Source organism: Rahnella sp. CG8 (assembly GCF_023701875.1).
Lineage (GTDB): Bacteria > Pseudomonadota > Gammaproteobacteria > Enterobacterales > Enterobacteriaceae > Rahnella > Rahnella aceris.
The window spans coordinates 76,784-93,561 of record NZ_JABAED010000013.1 but is presented as its reverse complement, the minus strand read 5'-3'; the positions used below and the strand labels follow the sequence as shown (position 1 = coordinate 93,561).

14 protein-coding genes and 1 tRNA gene are annotated in these 16,778 nt (G+C 53.5%); 3 read left to right on the top strand and 12 right to left on the bottom strand.

Translation table 11 applies throughout. The annotated features are described in order from the left end of the window. Positions 1 to 114 precede the first annotated feature (114 nt). The 7 genes from HGO41_RS14060 to HGO41_RS14030 form a co-directional block, all read right to left on the bottom strand. Positions 115 to 1,071: an oligopeptide/dipeptide ABC transporter ATP-binding protein gene (locus HGO41_RS14060; protein ID WP_223510184.1), complete on the bottom strand. Its 957-nt coding sequence runs from the start codon at positions 1,069 to 1,071 to the stop codon at positions 115 to 117. Beyond that, positions 1,071 to 2,099 carry an ABC transporter ATP-binding protein gene (locus tag HGO41_RS14055; RefSeq protein ID WP_112152524.1) on the bottom strand — a complete coding sequence of 343 codons (1,029 nt, stop codon included), beginning with the start codon at positions 2,097 to 2,099 and terminating at the stop codon, positions 1,071 to 1,073. The genes HGO41_RS14060 and HGO41_RS14055 overlap by 1 nt, the downstream gene beginning before the upstream one ends. Before the next feature lies 1 nt (position 2,100). After that, positions 2,101 to 3,012: a D,D-dipeptide ABC transporter permease gene (gene ddpC, locus HGO41_RS14050; RefSeq protein WP_112152523.1), complete on the bottom strand. Its 912-nt coding sequence runs from the start codon at positions 3,010 to 3,012 to the stop codon at positions 2,101 to 2,103. Positions 3,013 to 3,016: 4 nt separating this feature from the next. Beyond that, on the bottom strand, positions 3,017 to 4,033 hold the full coding sequence (locus HGO41_RS14045; RefSeq protein WP_015690085.1) for an ABC transporter permease: 1,017 nt from the start codon (positions 4,031 to 4,033) through the stop codon (positions 3,017 to 3,019). A gap of 61 nt (positions 4,034 to 4,094) precedes the next feature. Then, positions 4,095 to 5,675 (bottom strand): ABC transporter substrate-binding protein, encoded by a 1,581-nt coding sequence (locus tag HGO41_RS14040; protein WP_013575981.1) that lies wholly within the window; start codon positions 5,673 to 5,675, stop codon positions 4,095 to 4,097. 47 nt (positions 5,676 to 5,722) lie between these two features. Continuing rightward, on the bottom strand, positions 5,723 to 6,304 hold the full coding sequence (gene ddpX / locus HGO41_RS14035; protein WP_013575982.1) for a D-alanyl-D-alanine dipeptidase: 582 nt from the start codon (positions 6,302 to 6,304) through the stop codon (positions 5,723 to 5,725). Between the two features lie 28 nt (positions 6,305 to 6,332). Next, positions 6,333 to 7,205 (bottom strand): MurR/RpiR family transcriptional regulator, encoded by an 873-nt coding sequence (locus HGO41_RS14030; protein WP_013575983.1) that lies wholly within the window; start codon positions 7,203 to 7,205, stop codon positions 6,333 to 6,335. A 394-nt stretch (positions 7,206 to 7,599) separates the two neighbouring features. On the opposite strand from HGO41_RS14030, the gene HGO41_RS14025 reads away from it, so the two are divergent. Together HGO41_RS14025 and HGO41_RS14020 are read left to right on the top strand one after the other, a co-directional pair. Next, a tRNA-Asn gene (locus HGO41_RS14025) sits at positions 7,600 to 7,675 on the top strand. A 228-nt stretch (positions 7,676 to 7,903) separates the two neighbouring features. Further along, positions 7,904 to 9,313: an integrase arm-type DNA-binding domain-containing protein gene (locus HGO41_RS14020; RefSeq protein ID WP_129544518.1), complete on the top strand. Its 1,410-nt coding sequence runs from the start codon at positions 7,904 to 7,906 to the stop codon at positions 9,311 to 9,313. A gap of 134 nt (positions 9,314 to 9,447) precedes the next feature. Here HGO41_RS14020 and HGO41_RS14015 read toward each other — a convergent pair whose 3' ends face one another. The 5 genes from HGO41_RS14015 to ugpB form a co-directional block, all read right to left on the bottom strand. Next, the gene (locus tag HGO41_RS14015) at positions 9,448 to 11,079 is read right to left on the bottom strand and encodes a Na/Pi cotransporter family protein (RefSeq protein ID WP_250981148.1); all 1,632 of its coding nucleotides are present in this window, start codon (positions 11,077 to 11,079) and stop codon (positions 9,448 to 9,450) included. A 274-nt stretch (positions 11,080 to 11,353) separates the two neighbouring features. Then, on the bottom strand, positions 11,354 to 12,430 hold the full coding sequence (locus tag HGO41_RS14010) for a sn-glycerol-3-phosphate import ATP-binding protein UgpC (RefSeq protein WP_250981147.1): 1,077 nt from the start codon (positions 12,428 to 12,430) through the stop codon (positions 11,354 to 11,356). Between the two features lie 3 nt (positions 12,431 to 12,433). Beyond that, positions 12,434 to 13,279 (bottom strand): sn-glycerol-3-phosphate ABC transporter permease UgpE, encoded by an 846-nt coding sequence (gene ugpE, locus HGO41_RS14005; RefSeq protein ID WP_129544521.1) that lies wholly within the window; start codon positions 13,277 to 13,279, stop codon positions 12,434 to 12,436. Then, complete coding sequence (ugpA, locus tag HGO41_RS14000) at positions 13,276 to 14,163, bottom strand: sn-glycerol-3-phosphate ABC transporter permease UgpA (protein ID WP_250981146.1); 888 nt, start codon at positions 14,161 to 14,163, stop codon at positions 13,276 to 13,278. Before ugpA ends, ugpE begins: the two co-directional genes overlap by 4 nt. Positions 14,164 to 14,224: 61 nt before the next feature. Then, positions 14,225 to 15,541 (bottom strand): sn-glycerol-3-phosphate ABC transporter substrate-binding protein UgpB, encoded by a 1,317-nt coding sequence (ugpB, locus tag HGO41_RS13995; protein ID WP_129544523.1) that lies wholly within the window; start codon positions 15,539 to 15,541, stop codon positions 14,225 to 14,227. A 433-nt stretch (positions 15,542 to 15,974) separates the two neighbouring features. Between ugpB and HGO41_RS13990 the strand changes: the two genes are divergently transcribed. Then, a complete protein-coding gene (locus HGO41_RS13990) occupies positions 15,975 to 16,733 on the top strand; it encodes a DeoR/GlpR family DNA-binding transcription regulator (RefSeq protein ID WP_250981145.1) in 759 nt (252 codons plus the stop codon). Positions 16,734 to 16,778: the final 45 nt, after the last annotated feature.

Below are 16,778 nucleotides of genomic sequence, written 5' to 3'. Positions count from 1 at the left end.
TCGCCATTAATACCCCCTCCCCGCCTCCCCCTTCGCAGGGGGAGGAGCTAAAACCAAACTCTGGTCAGATTTAACTGGCGTGCTTCCTTCCCTTCGCAGGGGAGGAGCTAAAAACTACACCCGCTCCGGCATAACCCGATGACACCTCGCCACCACGCCGCCCACCCCATGCACAAGATCCTGCGGCATCTGACAACCATCCCCGGCCAGCGGACAACGTTCGCGGAAGTAACATCCCATCGGCAGGTTACGGTTGCTGGGTAATTCACCTTTCTTATCGACTATCCCTTCATCAAGCTGACGACCGGCGCGGGGAACCGAATCCAGCAGCAGACGGGTGTAAGGATGTTGCGGTTCGGACAATACGTTTTCCGCAGTGCCCAGTTCCACAATTTGCCCGAGATACATCACCGCCACGCGGTCACTCATGTGGCGAACAACCGACACATTGTGAGAAATCAGCACATAAGTCAGGTTGCGCTGGCGTTGCAGTTCCACCAGCAAATTGAGGATTTGCGCCTGCACTGAAATATCCAGCGCCGAGGTCGGCTCATCCAGCACGATGATGTCTGGCTCTGAAGACAGCGCACGGGCGATAGAAATACGCTGACGCTGACCGCCGGAAAACTCATGCGGCAGACGGTCGAGGTATTCCCTGCGGATCCCCACCTGCTCTGCCAGCGTCGCAGCCAGTTCACGACGCTCGCGGCTGCTGTTGTGTTTTTGCACGAACACCGGTTCGGTGATGATCCGCCAGACCGGCAGACGCGGATCCAGCGACGATTGCGGGTCCTGAAACACCATTTGCATACCGGAGCCGAACCAGGAATTGTCATGGCGTGCGCGGTGCACTTCTCCGCTGCTCGGCTTCTGTAAGCCCATCAGCAACTGCGCCAGCGTACTTTTCCCGCAGCCGGATTCCCCGACAATGCCTAACGTTTCGCCGCGAATAATATTCAGATCCAGCCCGTTCAGCGCGTGCACATAACTGGTGGGTTTGCCGCGCCAGTTATAACTGGCGGGGAACCGCACGCGCACATCCTGCAACTCTACCAGTGCCTCAGCCATCATCAGGAATGCTCCTCAATGCGTTGAATGTGGATTTCGCCGGCATAACGCTGCGGATGCCAGCAGGCAACAGATTGCTGCGGAAAATACGGCAACGAGGCCAGCGCCGGTGTCGCGATGCAGCGGTCATCGGCATGATTGCAGCGGCCACGAAACGCACAGCCCTGCGGCAGTTTTGCCAGATTCGGTACCGTGCCGGGTATGGCTTTCAGCAGACTGCGCGGCTCGCCGTTTTCCGGTGCCGCCTGTAATAATCCGATGGAATAGGGATGCGATGGCGTTTCAATTACATCCGCCGTGTTGCCGCTTTCAATCACATGTCCGGCGTACATCACGTACACCCGGTCGCACAACTGGGACACCACCGCCATATCGTGGGTGATAAATAACACGGCGGTTCCGCTGGCACGGGCTTTGCGCTGGAGCAAACGCAAAACCTGACGCTGCACCGTAACATCCAGCGCCGTGGTCGGTTCATCGGCGATAATCAGCTCCGGCTCGCAGGAAAATGCCATGGCGATCAGCACACGCTGACGCATACCACCGGAGAGTTCGAACGGATAACGTGACATCACCTGCTCCGCATCGGCAATCTGCATGTCCTGCAGCAGGCCGATGGCTTTTTGCCACGCCTGTGCCTTGCTGAGTTTTTGGTGCAGACAAATGACTTCGCACATCTGACGGCCAATTTTACGCGTCGGATTCAGGGCGTTCATCGGCTCCTGGAAAATCATCGCCACGCGCGCGCCGCGCAATGTGCGCATCTGCTCCTCACTGGCGTGAATCACGTCGGTGCCGAGCATGCGTAACGCACCGCCGGTCACGGTAAAACCGTCAGGTGGCAGCAGGCGCATCGCCATCATCGCCGTGACCGATTTGCCTGAGCCGGATTCACCGACCACGCCGACGATTTCGCCAGCGTTCACTGAAAGCGACACCTGATTCAGCGCTTTCACTTCTCCGCCGTAAACCGGAAAGACCAGTTGCAGATTGTCGATTTCCAGTACCGGCGCCTGGGATTGTTCAGTCATCTCAGCGCCCTCTGCTTTTCGGATCCAGCAGGTCGCGCAGACCGTCGCCGAACAGGTTAAAACCGGTGGCGGTAATCAGAATTGCCACACCTGGAAAGGCTGAATACCACCATTGATCGAGAATATAATTGCGGCCGTTGGAGACCATCGCGCCCCACTCTGCGGTCGGTTGTTGAGCGCCCAGGCCGATGAACCCTAACGTTGCCGCCATCAGAATCGAGGTACCGATATCCAGAGAAGCCTGCACCACCAGCGGCGGCATCACATTGCGCAGCACGTGCCAGGTAATGAGATGCCAGCGTGACGCGCCGAACGTCCGCGTAGCCTGCATATAAGCCTGATGACGCAGCATCAGCGTCTGACCGCGCGCCAGCCGCACATAAAACGGAATGCGCACCACCGCAATCGCCAGCATGGCGTTAAACAAACTCGGCCCGAGCGCGGCGGCCAGCGCCATGGTTAATACCAGCGACGGCACCGACAGCATGATGTCCATACAGCGCATAATCAGCGCATCCACCACACCGCCGACCACGCCGGAAAAACAGCCAAGCAACGAGCCTGTCGTGCCCGCGATGATCACCACCGCCAGCCCGGCGGCTACGGATTGCTGGCTACCTATCAGCACACGACTGAACAGATCCCGCCCGACTTCATCAGTCCCAAACCAGTGCAGCGCGGAAGGTGCCTGCAAGCGGTCAGTCAGGCTGATGGCGTTAGGATCGTGCGGCACCAGCCACGGCGAAAAGATCATGATGAAAAGCACAATCAGCATGATCGCCAGCCCTAACATCGTCAGCGGACTGCGGCTCAGCAGATAGAATGTGCGCCGCCAGTTGGCAAAGCGCGGTTTGACATCTGGCGCCACGATGTCGGCCCGAGGATTATTGACGCCCGGTTCAATCACAGACATTGGCTCACCCCTCACGGCCGATGCGCGGATCGATCCACACATACAGTAAATCGACGCATAAATTGACGATGACGTAGGCAAACGACACCACCACCGCAAAACCCATCACCGCCGGGAAATCCAGCGCCTGAATCGAATTCACCACGTACGCGCCCATACCCGGCCAGGCAAACACCGTTTCGGTCAGCACCGCGCCATACAACAAATCGCCCATCGCCAGCCCAAGCACGGTGACCGACGGGATCAGCGCGTTCGGCAAGGCGTGGCTCAGGATCACCCGCCAGCGTGACAACCCGTTAGCCCGCGCCGTCCGAATGTAGTCTTCACTCAGTTGCTCAAGCATCGCCGAGCGAATTTGCCGCGCCACGATCCCCATGTGTACAAACGCCAGCGTCAGCGCAGGCATCGCCAGATGTTGCAGGCTGTTCCAGAAGGCGTCCCGGTTACCGGTCAGCAGGGAATCGAGCACATAAAAGCCGGTGATATTGGCGGGCGGATCCATCCAGTCATCCAGCCTTCCGCCGCCCGGCAGCAGGTTCAGATGCCCGTAGAACAGGATGATGACGCCCAGTCCCAGCCAGAACGCAGGCGTGGAAATGCCGAGCACGGAAAGCAGACGCACCAGATGATCCGGAAATTTATTGCGGTACACCGCCGACAACACGCCCAGCGGAATGCCGAGCACAATCGCCAGAAACAGTGCGCTGACCGCCAGTTCCAGGGTCGCCGGGAAGAACGCTTTCAGGTCTTCGAGTACCGGACGACCGGTACGGATCGACGTGCCCAAATCGCCGTGCAACAAATCGCTGACGTAACGGAAAAACTGCACGTAAAGCGGCTGATTCAGCCCCAGTTGCTCACGGATATGTTCGACCATTTCATTGCTTGCACGATCGCCCGCCAGCAGCCGCGCCGGATCACCCGGGATCATATGCGAGATGATAAAAGTAATGACGCACACGCCCGCCATCACCAGTATCAGACCCCAGCAGCGCTGGCGAATCAGAGTCCAAAAAGTCATAGTTTTTCCCCGTAAAACCCCTTTCAGGTCGTGAAAGGGGTTTTCGTGAATGATATTGCGGTTATTGCTTATGCATCTGACCAACATTGAAGACTTGCTCCAGCATCGGGTTGAAAACAAAGCCTTTGACGTCTTTGTTCATCGCCACCTGATAGTTTTTCTGGAACAAATACACGTATGCCGCTTCGTCGATAACGATTTTCTGCGCCTGCTGGTAATAGTCGGTGCGCTGTTTCTGATCGGTCACTGACACGGCTTTTTTCAGCAACGCATCAACGTCAGGATTTGAGTAGAAGGAACGGTTACCGGGCAGGCCTTTTTTGTCGGACTCAAACCAGTAGTTCATAAACATGTACGGGTCGGCGAAGTCCGGGCTCCAGTTACCAATTGAGATGTCGTAATCACCCTGCCCGATGCGGTCACGCATGGTGGCGTTAGCCAGTTTTTCCAGCTTCACGTTAATCCCGGCCTGGCCGAGGCTGGCCTGCACGGAAAGCGCGATGGATTCCCAGTTCGGATCGTTATCGGAATACAGGAAGTCCAGCGTCTGCGGCTTGTCTTTGACTTTCTCCAGGTCAGCTTTGGCCTGCGTCAGATCTAAGGTGTATTGCTTCGCCGTCGGGTCGAAACCCCACATGCCATCAGGAATTGGCCCGCGCATTTGTTTGGCGTTACCGCCGAGAATGCCTTTCACCATGCCCTGATAATCCACGGCAGAAGAAATTGCGCGGCGTAAATCCACCTGATTCAGCGGCGTTTTGCCGTTATTGAGATACAGATAGGTCACGCGCAACGACGGGAATTCTTCCACGGCGACTTTATTTTCTTTTTTCAGGGCAGCCAGCTGGTCCATCGGCAGGGAATCGGCAATGTCCAGATCCCCGCGCGACAGTTGCAGGCGGCGGGTGGCGCTTTCACCGATAATTTTCACGGTAACACGTTTAAAGGCTGGTTTTGCGCCGCTGTAATGCGGATTGGGCACCAGCACCAGTTGCTGACCTTTTTGCCAGCGATCGAGTTTATACGGGCCGGAACCGGCAGTATGTCCCGCCAGCCACGCCTTACCTTCATCGGCCGGATTGGCTTTGGCAATCGCCGGATTGACGATACCCGCGCCGTCATTCGCCAGTGTATAGAGGAATGGCGCGAACGGCGTTTTGAGCGTAAAGGTCACCGTCATCGGATCGACAACGGTCACCGTCATGTCTTTCGGGAAGGCTTCCGACGGCCCCTGACCGATTTTCATCAGTCGTTCGAACGACCATTTCACCGCATCGGCATTGACGTCGGAACCGTCATCAAATTTAGCGCCCGGCTTGAGTTTGAAGGTCCAGATCAGTTGATCCGGTGATGCCGTCCAGCTTGCCGCCAGATCCCCTTCAACCTGCGTCGAGCCTTTGCCGTCTTCGGTTTTATACTGCACCAGACGCTGATACGCCGGATACGTGACCGTCCAGTCGTTGTTGTCGATAGTCACCGCAGGATCCAACGTTTGCGGATCGGCTGCTTTACCAATCACCAGCATGTCTTTCGGCACGGCGGCCTGCGTGGCAAAACTTAAGCCTGACAAGGCGAGAAAAATGGCACCGGCGACCTGTGTTTTCGTATTTTTGCGGAACGTGTTGATTGCTGTGTTGCTCATCTGAGAACTCCTGGCTCTGTCAAAAAGTGATAAGAGACGTGCAATAATTACGCGGCATTAACCGGCGGATAGCAGCCGAACCGCTCTTCCAACAACGGATACGTTTTGGCATCCGGTAATTCAAAGTGCCACCACTCGCTGGTGATACCCTTAAAGCCCCCCGCCGCCATCACGGCGTTAAGCAGTAAGCGGTTACGCTGAATATGTGGCGGTAAATCGGGGTAAAACGGATGCGATACTTCGGTCATTTCATCGAAGCCCGCGCCCATATCCACCGCCTCACCCTGCTCATCCAGCAAGGTCAGATCCACCGCCACACCGCGGCTATGGTGCGAACCGAGTCTGATATCCACCACATAATCCGGATTCGGAAACGCCGCCCACAAACAGGCCTGCGCCGCCTGCGGCCGGTAAGCGTCATAGATTTTCAACGTGAATCCGGCCAGTTTCGCGACTTCGTTACAACGAACCAACGCCGACGCGGCATCGGGATGCAGCAGGCAGAGGGATTCGCGATAAATCGGCTGACCGGTCAGGTTATCGGCGGTGGCATATTTCAGGTCGATCACCGCATCGGGCAGAATTTCAGCCAGATCGATCAGGGCAACATCAGGTGTTTTCGTATTCATCAATAAATCTGTCCGCTGGTTTAGAAATTCAGGATTCAAATTGTCCGAGCTGTTTTTGCAGGATGCGGTTATTCGCCAGGCGCTGTTCTACATCGTGACCGCGCAGTTCGAGCACCGCCGAGCACAACAGATTGAACAGGCAGCTTAGCGGCGCCATCGAGTCCCAGAACTGGCCGGTGTCGGTTTTCACCTGCAATAAATCCACCGGATAATCGCGCGCCCACGGACAGTAAATGTCGGTGATCAGTGCCACGTTCAGGCCGCGTTCACAGGCAGCTTCGCAATAAGTTTGCGCCATCTTCGAATAGGCACGGGTGTCGGTCACTACCAGATAAGGCTGCGCGAATTCCGAATTCAGGGATTCGACATAGGTGCCGGAAAGCCCGTCGGCGAAATAGACTTTTGGCCGTAAGTACTCGAGATAACTGGAGAAGTTGTTGGCAATGCCGCGTACCGACTGGATACCGAGAATAAACACCGCCTCCGCATCGGCCAGACGGCGGCTGACCTGTGCAAAACTGTCAGTTTGCGCCAGCTGATACACGTGATTAATGGCTTCGAGTTCGAGCGTCAGCGACTGTTGCAACTTTTCCTGCTGCGGCTGTTTGCTGCGTTCGCGATAAGCGCCCAGACGGTCGGTAACCACCCACGGCTGATATGATGTGCCGCTTTGCAGGCGCAGCGTTTGCTTGAAGTGATCGAGATTGCGATAGCCGAGACTGCGCAGATATCGCCCGACAGAAATGCCACTGGTCGCCGCGCTGCGCGCAATGCTGTCCGCCGTTTCAAACGGGATCTGTGCAAGATTTGCCAGCAGATAGCTGGCAATGCGTTTGCCCGTGGGTGTCTGCCCGGCAAACGAGGCTTCGATTTGTTCAATCACATCCTGCGCTGGCTGCATCAGTTAATCCCCTGTTGCTTCATTGTCAAAAAGCTAGCCGTTGTTAGTAAAATAACAATGCACGGGGTGTGCCAGTTTCGAAATATGAGTGAAATTTGTGCAGCAGATCTGAATTTATGACGATTTTATGGCCGGTGGCTGGCAAAAAACTTGCAGAATAACGGCCAGAATAAAACTTACCGATAACCCCTGCACAACAATCAGGCAACTTGTGAATACTTTTAGTGCAATACAGACGTGAAAAGGCGTGACGTACAGAAAAATGGCAGAGGTTTTAATCACTTTGCCTTAATAGTCAACAAGTTGAATATTAAGAAAGCAGTCAGACAACTTTTTTCGTTAACCCTTTGACATGCCCACAGGCAGTCGCTATTATTCGCCCCGTTCCAACGATTCCTCTGTAGTTCAGTCGGTAGAACGGCGGACTGTTAATCCGTATGTCACTGGTTCGAGTCCAGTCAGAGGAGCCATTTCTTGTTCTTTGGATGTCTACTGATGTCCACAGGTCATTGAAAGAAGGGTGAAACTCCTTCTTCTACGTTCCACTGACGTCCGCTGAAATCCACCTGAATCCGATGCTTTTAAGTCCATTTTTAAGTCCTTCGGAAAAGCGGGTGGACTGTGTTCGCATTCTTGCTATAAGTCTTTGCGACCGGAAACCAGAATCAAGCTCTGACCTGTAATCAGGAGCGACGATCATGGCACTTTCCGATACGACAGTCCGTCGGGCCAAAGCAACCGGTAAAGCCTACACCCTCCCTGATGTTTCCGGCCTTTCACTTGCCGTCGCACCCAAAGGTGGAAAATCCTGGCACTTCCGCTATTACTGGTGCGGAAAACAAAAGCGAATGTCCCTGGGCCAATACCCTGAGATGACACTGCGTGAAGCCAGACAGGCAAGAGATCAGGCTTCAGCTTTGTTGGCACAAGATATTAATCCACGAGTTGCCCGAGAGCAGCAACGTCATGCCATCCATCTTGCTTCTGGGAATAGCTTTCACTCTGTATTCAAGGAATGGACTGAATACCGGGCGCTGACTTTGAAGGAAGGCAGAAAATCTTCCCTTTCTCAATGCAAGCGTGTTTTCAAAAACGACGTCTTGCCGAGAATTGGCAAAACATCTATTTACGATGTACGTCGCGCTGATCTCTTGCAAATACTGAGTAGAATCGAACAGCGGGGAGCATTCACCGTTGCCCAAAAAGTCAGAGGCTGGCTGAATCAAGTTTTTCGTTTTGCGTTGGTCAAAGTTGAAGGGCTGGAAAACAATCCAGCTACCGACCTGAAGGTAGTTGCCCTACCCAAACCACCCGAAATCCATAATCCTTTTCTGTGGATGCATGAGATCCCAACTCTTTTAAAAAAGCTACGTCATTACCAAGGACAACTGAATACCCAGTTGGGGATTCGCCTGTTGCTTCTTACTGGTGTGCGAACTGGCGAATTACGTCTGGCGACACCAGAGCAGTTTGATCTGGAGCGAGGCTTATGGCTAATTCCACCAGACAATGTAAAGCAGTTAAAACGGCATTTGCACAAAAACAGCATGCGCCCACAGACCATCCCGCCTTACACCGTCCCTCTATCTGTTCAGGCGATTGAGATCATCCGTCACCTTTTGCATGAAGTCAGGCCCAAGCAACGATTTTTGTTACCGGGCAACTCTGACCTAAATAAACGCATCAGTGAAAATACACTTAACGCGGCCCTCAAACGAATGGGTTACAAAGACCGCCTTACCGGGCACGGTATCCGCGGTACCATTTCAACCGCACTGCATGAAATAGGCTATCCAAAAATCTGGATAGAGGCTCAACTTTCTCATTCGGAACCGAATAAAGTCAGTGCCGCCTACAATCATGCAGCCTATGTTGAACAGCGGCGAGTCATGATGCAGGACTGGGCAGACCGTCTCGATTTGTTAGAAAAAGGACATGTTGAAGCAGCAAATAGTCAGCTGGTCATACAAATTGCGGGGCTCTCTACGATGACCAGCATGAGTCTGGACATAACTCGCGAATCTTCTCGGACAAATAGTGCTAACAGGGAATTTAACTGGATTATTCACCACTCAACCCGAAATGCTCCAACAGTAGAGCAAGATTAGACCTGACAGGCTACTAGCAGACAATTTCCCAGAAAACGCTAGTCCAACTATAGGGCAGGATCGTCTACCGGGGTGGGATCAGTCCAGTAATGTTTGAAAATATCTAGACTGCCCGTGGCGATTCATTTCAAATTTTAATACTCATCCCTCGTATCGTCTTCTTCCGGTTGTTCCAGAACACCATACGCCACCGCACAAAACAATGAGTTCAGCCGTTTCATATCCCCTAATAAACTCAGGTGAAGAGAGCTAGTTTCGATACTTTGCACATTCTGCTGGTGCAGCCTGTCCACGTGGGCATGGGCATAGCGGCGGTTCATAATACGAAAACGATGTTTGTTACGGCGCAGGCGCCGGGCGCTGCTGACATCTCTCGAGAAAAACACCGACAGGCTAAGCTTCAAATTGCTGTTTAACTGTTGTAGTAGATTATCCAACTCGGCTAAACCATCCTGGGAAAACGCCCGGCGAGCAGACAGAGATTTATCGGCCACTTCACTGCCCATTCGCTCGATAATGTCTGCCGCTTGTTCAAGGTTAAGCGACATTTCGATGATTTCCGCCCATCGACGCGACTCTTCCTCCGCCAGGTCTTCTTTCGGCATTTGCGCCATGTACAACTTAATTGCGGTGTAAAGTATGTCCACATCATCGGCAAGTTTACGCAGCTCTTTTTCCTGCCGGGGCTCGCCGTTCATGACCTTCTGCCAGGTTTCCAGCATCTGCTCAATAACCTCACCCAAGCGCAGCGCCTCACGCGCAGCATTCGCCAGCCCCAGCGCGGGCGTATACAGCGCGGTGGTGTCGAGATGCTTCGGCTTCATCCGGGCATCCACTTCCGGGATTTCACTTATCATCCGGCGGCAAAAGCGTGCCATTGTTTCGGCAAAAGGAACCATAACCAGACAACGGATCAGGTTGTAGAAAACATGGAAGTAGATAACCAGTTCCGACTCCGGCAGAGGAAGATTCTCCATCGTCTTCGCCAGAACATGGATGAATGGCAGAACCAGCAAACTGCCCACCAGCTTAAATAGCAGGCTGCCGAGCGCCACACGACGGGCCGCCGCATTGGCGGTACTGTTGTTTAGCATCGCCAGCAAACCAGAGCCCAGGTTAGCGCCGATCACCAGACAAAGCGCTACGTCGAAAGAGATAACCCCTGTCGAGGTTAAGGTCGCCGTCAGCAGCACCGCCGCCAGACTTGAGTAACTGATAATGGCGAACATCGCGCCAATCAGCGCATCCAGTATGATGTCGCCGGTAAGCGAAGCGAAAATGACCTGCACACCAGAGGCCTGAGTTATCGGGGTGACGGACTGCACAATCAATTCCAGCGCGAGCAGGATCAGACCGAGCCCAATGCCTACGCGGCCCAGTTGCCCGGCACGCGTCTGTTTACGGCTAAGGAAGAAGATGACGCCGATGAAAATGAGTAACGGCGACAACCATGAGAGGTCGAACGTCAGAATACGCGCCATGAGCGCGGTCCCCACATCAGCCCCGAGCACAATCACCAGCGCAGGCGTGAGGGCGACCAGGTCCTGGGCCACAAACGACGTCACCAACAGGGTGGTCGCGTTGCTGCTTTGTACCAGCGCGGTCACACCAATGCCCGCACAAAATGCGAGCGGTTTTTTCTCAACACTGCGGCTTAGCACACTCCGGAGCTTGGCGCCATAAACACGCATAATGCCGGTACGGACAATATGCGTGCCCCAGACCAATAGCGCCACCGCCGAAAGCAGATGCAATAGAGTAAGCACTCTTTCTCCTTATAAATTATTGACTCCCTGCAGGATCCCCGGGGGCGGTTCAATATTATTTACCCGTCAAATATTTCTGAAATTCTGTCTGGCCGCTCAAAAGCTGGAGGCAGAGAACGTCATGTTATTAGAATGTCGATCTTCCCTGCCTGCCTATAAATGTCCCCTATAAAAATCTATGGTCACCCACCATTAAACGGGCACATCGTGAGCCATCAGAACGTAAAACATTCTCCAGAGGGTATTGATGAGAGAACCCAGAAATTTTGCAGACTCAATCCAGACGTTTCCCATGCGTGGCATCGAAAAAATGTAATGCATCTGACGGCAGATGCAGCCACAGCGTGCTGCCCGTTTGCGGACGTTCACTATATGGCAAACGTACCACTAAACGTGCTTCACCAATGCGGCCGTGTACGAGGTTATCCGCCCCCAACATCTCCAGTGTCTCCACAAGCAGCGGAATGCTGCCGCCCTGCTCATGGCTGCAGATCTTAATGTGCTCAGGGCGAATGCCGAGCACCACCTGACGATTCGCTAACTTGGTTTTACTCACACCGAGCGCCAGCGCGTGCGACGCATTGAGGTTAAAATGCGTGCCATCACTGTCGATCTGGCCGGCTAACAGATTCATCGCCGGCGCGCCGATAAACGACGCGACAAACTGGCTGGTGGGTCGTTCATATATTTCGACCGGTGTGCCAATTTGCTCGACGATACCTTTATTCATTACCATCACCCGCTGCGCCAGCGTCATCGCTTCGACCTGGTCATGTGTGACGTACAAACTGGTGGTTTTCAGACGACGATGCAGTTGTTGCAATTCAAGGCGCATCTGCACGCGCAGACGCGCATCCAGGTTAGAGAGCGGTTCATCGAACAAAAACACTGCCGGTTCGCGTACGATCGCGCGGCCCATCGCGACGCGCTGGCGCTGACCACCCGATAATTCACGCGGGCGGCGGCTGAGAAGGTGATCCAGTTCAAGGCTGCGGGCCGCTTCCAGCACGCGCTGGCGGATCTGCTCTTTAGCCATACCACGAATTTTCAGGCCATATGCCATGTTCTCTTCCACCGACATGTGCGGATAGAGCGCATAGTTCTGGAATACCATCGCAATCCCGCGATCCTTCGGTTCCTCATCGGTAACCCGTTTGCCATCAATATAGATATCACCAGCGCTCACGCGCTCCAGTCCGGCGACCATACGCAGCAGCGTCGATTTACCGCAGCCGGAAGGGCCAACTATCACCATAAATTCGCCTTCATTCACCGTCACATCCAGCGGATGAATGATCTGATTTTTCCCATCGTACGACTTGGTAACTGCCTGAAGTTTTACGCCTGCCATTTCTTATTTCTCGCTCTCAACTAGGCCGCGCACGAATACACGCTGCATGGCCAGCACCACCACTACCGGTGGGATCAGGGTTAATAACATTGCCGCCATCACTTCATTCCACTGCGTCGGCGCACCGGTGTTAGAGATCATACTTTTGATCCCCGCCACCGCCGTGCCCAGGCTGGCGTCATTAATGATGAGCAGAGGCCAGAGATACTGATTCCAGCCGTAGATAAAAGTGATGACGAACAGTGCTGCCAGATTGGTTTTAGACAGCGGCAACACAATGTCCCAGAAAAAACGCATCGGACCCGCGCCATCAATGCGAGCGGCTTCCACCAGCTCATCAGGCAGCGACATAAAGAACTGACGGAACAGAAAAGTGGCGGTGGCGGCAGCCATCAGCGGCAGCGTCAGGCCACTGTAGCTATCGAGCATATGCAAGTCAGCAATCACCTGCACCGTCGGGAAGATACGCACTTCAACTGGCAGCATCAGGGTGACGAAAATCAGCCAGAAGAACAGTGAGCGCAGTGGAAAACGAAACCACACCAGCGCGAACGCTGAAAGAATCGACACCGTGATTTTGCCAACGGTGATGCCGAGTGCCATTAACAGGCTATTGAGCATCATCATGCCGAATGCCGGACCGCTGCCGTTTACGCCGTGTGTCCAGATGCGGCTGATGTTTTCCCACAAATGCGTGCCAGGGACGAGCGTCATCGGTGCCTGATAGACGGCCTCGTTATCCAGCGTGGCTGCGACGAAAGCCACATACAACGGGAACAGGATAGTCAGCGCACCGAGCACCAGTAAGGTATGGCTGAAGATATCCAGCCCACGTCGATTTTCAATCATTGGTATTGCACCTTACGTTCAACAAAGCGGAATTGGATCACCGTGAGCCCGATAACCAACAGCATCAGCACCACCGATTGCGCCGCTGACGAGGAAATATCGAGCCCGGCGAATCCTTCCTGGTAGATTTTGTAAATCAGAGTGGAAGTCGCCCGCACCGGGCCGCCGGCGGTCGCCGCGTCAATAACCGCAAACGTGCCGAAAAAGGAATAAATCAGGTTGCCCACCAACAGGAAGAAACTCACCGGCGTGATCAGCGGCAGCGACAGATTGAAAAAACGGCGCACCGGCCCGGCACCATCAATTGCGGCGGCTTCCACTAGTGATTGTGGAATGGATTGCAGCGCGGCGAAGAAAAACAGAAAGTTGTAGCTGAGTTGCTGCCAGACTGACGCCAGCACAATCAGGAACATCGCCTGTCCGCTGTTTTGCGCGTAGTTCCAGCTATACCCCATGTTGTTGAGTAGGTAGCTAAACAGGCCAAGGCCGGGACTGAACAGGAACATCCAGAGCACAGCGGCAACAGCGGGTGCCACCGCGTAAGGCAAGATAAACAGGGTCTGATACAGCTTGCGCAGGCGCACCACGTAATCGACCAACGCCGCCAGCAGCAGTGCCAACACCATACCAAAGACCGTAACCAGTCCGCTGAATTTGATCGTGATCCAGAACGATTCGAGATAGTGCGCATCCCCGAAAAGGCGGATGAAATTATCCAGCCCGACGAAAGTGCTGGAAATGCCAAAAGGGTCAACACGTTGCAGTGAATACAACAGCGCCTCTCCGGCAGGCCAGAGAAAGAATATGGCGGTGATAAGCAGTTGCGGCAGCACCAGCAGATACGGTAGCAGGCTGGTGCGAAATACCGGTCGAGATGAAGACATAGCTAACTCCGTTTAAAAATGAATAAGGACCAGAACGTATCTGGTCCTGTACAAAGAACGATTACTTCACTTGCTGCTCGAAGCGGCGCAGCAATTCGTTACCGCGTTTTACAGAATTATCCAGTGCAGCCTTCGGCGTCTGGTTACCTGCAAAGACGTCTTCAAGCTCTTCATCAATCACAGTAAGGATCTGCGTCATGTTGCCCAGACGATAACCCCGGGTGTAAGGCAGTGGGGGTTTGTTCATCAGTTGGCGCATGGCAATTTCCATGCCGGGATGGGTGTTATAAAAACCTTCTTTTTTAGTCAGTTCATAGGCCGCTAACGTTACCGGCAGATAACCCGATTTTTGATGCCACTCCGCCTGATTTTCTGGCTGGTCTAGGAACTGCATGAATTCCGCCACGCCCTTGTAGGTATCGGCATCTTTACCTTTAATGACCCACAGGCTCGCGCCGCCAATCATGGCGTTCTGTGGTGCATTCGGTACGGTTTCGTCGTATGGCATCATGCCCACACCCCAGTCGAACTTGGCATAGCGTTGGATTGCTGATTGCGCACCTGATGAACCGGTAGCGATCCCGCATTCGCCGCTATAGAACTTAGTAGCCGCCTCGTCCTGGCGCCCCAGATACGTCAGGTCACCTTTCTTATACATGTCTTCCAGCATCTGAATATGGCTGATGACTGTCGGATTGTTGAAATTCAGCTCAGCATCGAAGCCATCTAAGCCGTTATTTTTGGTGGCGATCGGCAGCGCATGCCAGGCGCTGAAGTTGACAATTTGGTGAATACCCAGGCGACTGGTGCCGTAACCGCAGCTCATGCCCGATTTGCGTAGCGCTTCGGCATCCTTTTCCAGCTCCTGCCAGGTTTTAGGCGGCTGGTCCGGATTGAGTCCAGCTTTACGGAAGGCATCTTTGTTATAGAAGATGACATGCGTCGAGCTATTGAAGGGCATCGAAATCAGCTGGCCTTTTGAGTCGCTGTAGTAGCCAGCTACCGGTGCCACGAACTCTTTTTCATCCAGCGGAATGCCTGCGTCCTTAAATATCTGATGGACCGGGACGATGGCACGTGACGCCATCATGGTGGTCGTTCCGATTTCATATACCTGCAGAATGTCAGGCGACTTGCCGTTACGAATTGCCGCGATGCCATTGGCCAGACTCTGCTCATATCCTCCTTTATAAGATGCAACAACTTTGTAATCGGGATGAGTCTGGTTAAAGCGGGTGACCAGAGCGTTAGTTTCCTGACCTACCTGGCTTTCCATTGAGTGCCAAAAAGTAATTTCTGTCACAGCCAATGCATTGCCGCTGAGCGCCAGTCCCACAATCGCACTCACCAAGCCACAACGAAAAGTAAACATGGACATAGAGTTTTCCTGTGTAAAGAGTTATGAGAGTCACGAGCGAAATGACGCACATCTTGTTCACGAAGTAACATGGCATCACTTTATGAGACAGTACACAACAAACTTATGACGGTTCAGTGACAACGCTCACATGATCGATATCGTTCATCATAAATTTCATAGTAAAAAATATTGTGAGTACGAAATTAAACCTCCTCATAAAAAATCCTTACATAACTGTGCAATGCATCACAATTTTTTCACGCTTGCATGTATTGCCAATGACGCATTTCGATCATATGCTCGTGACACACCATTAATCGCTTACTGTTTAGCCATATCAAGCGTATCGTGCTGGCTTCGATTGACGGGGTGTGCATTTCGCTCGTATGATCGTAATAAATCATATTAATTGCGAGAACACACTGTGATAAACACTGCAAAAGACCGTCAGATGAAGATTGTTGAGTTACTTCAGGAAGAACTGTTTCTGAATATCACCACACTGACCCGTCGCTTGAAAGTTTCTGTTGCGACCATCAGGCGGGATCTGGATGAGCTGGAACAGGCTGGCCTGCTACGCAGGACACATGGTGGTGCAGTGAGCATCAATCAGGTTGCACAGGATTTGACGCATGCGACTCGCGCGGTGTCCAGGCTGCCACAGAAAGCAGCGATTGCATCAGTGGCTGCCGGGATGATAGTTGACGGTGATGCCGTGCTCCTGGATGCGGGGACGACAACGCTCGAAATTGCCAAACTGCTGTCAGGTCGGAATAGCCTGACGGTCATCTCTAATGGTCTGGACATCATTAATGAGCTGACCCGGGGGGAGCGGCATAATTTTTATAGCGTCGGAGGCGAATACACCGACGCGAACAGGTCATTCCGGGGACCATTGGCAGAAAGCTTTATACGCCAGTTCAACGTGGACAAGCTTTTTCTGAATGCCGCTTCTGTGGATCTGGAGCGTGGGCTGATTTGTACGTCAACCCCCGTTAATGCCAGCGTTGAGAAAGCAATGATGGAGGTGTCAAGCCGCGTGATTGTGGTGGCTGATTACTCAAAGTTCACGAAATCGAGCCTTTCGGTCACCACCCGAATTGAGGATGTGGATGTCATCGTCACTGACAAGGGCGCCCAGAGCTTCCTTGATAACGTACCTGATAAGTTGCGCAGAAAGTTCGTGATAGCCAGTCCGGCTCGCAGTTGACCGGATATGCCCACCCTTCCTGTGGAACACAATATGTCAGTCGCC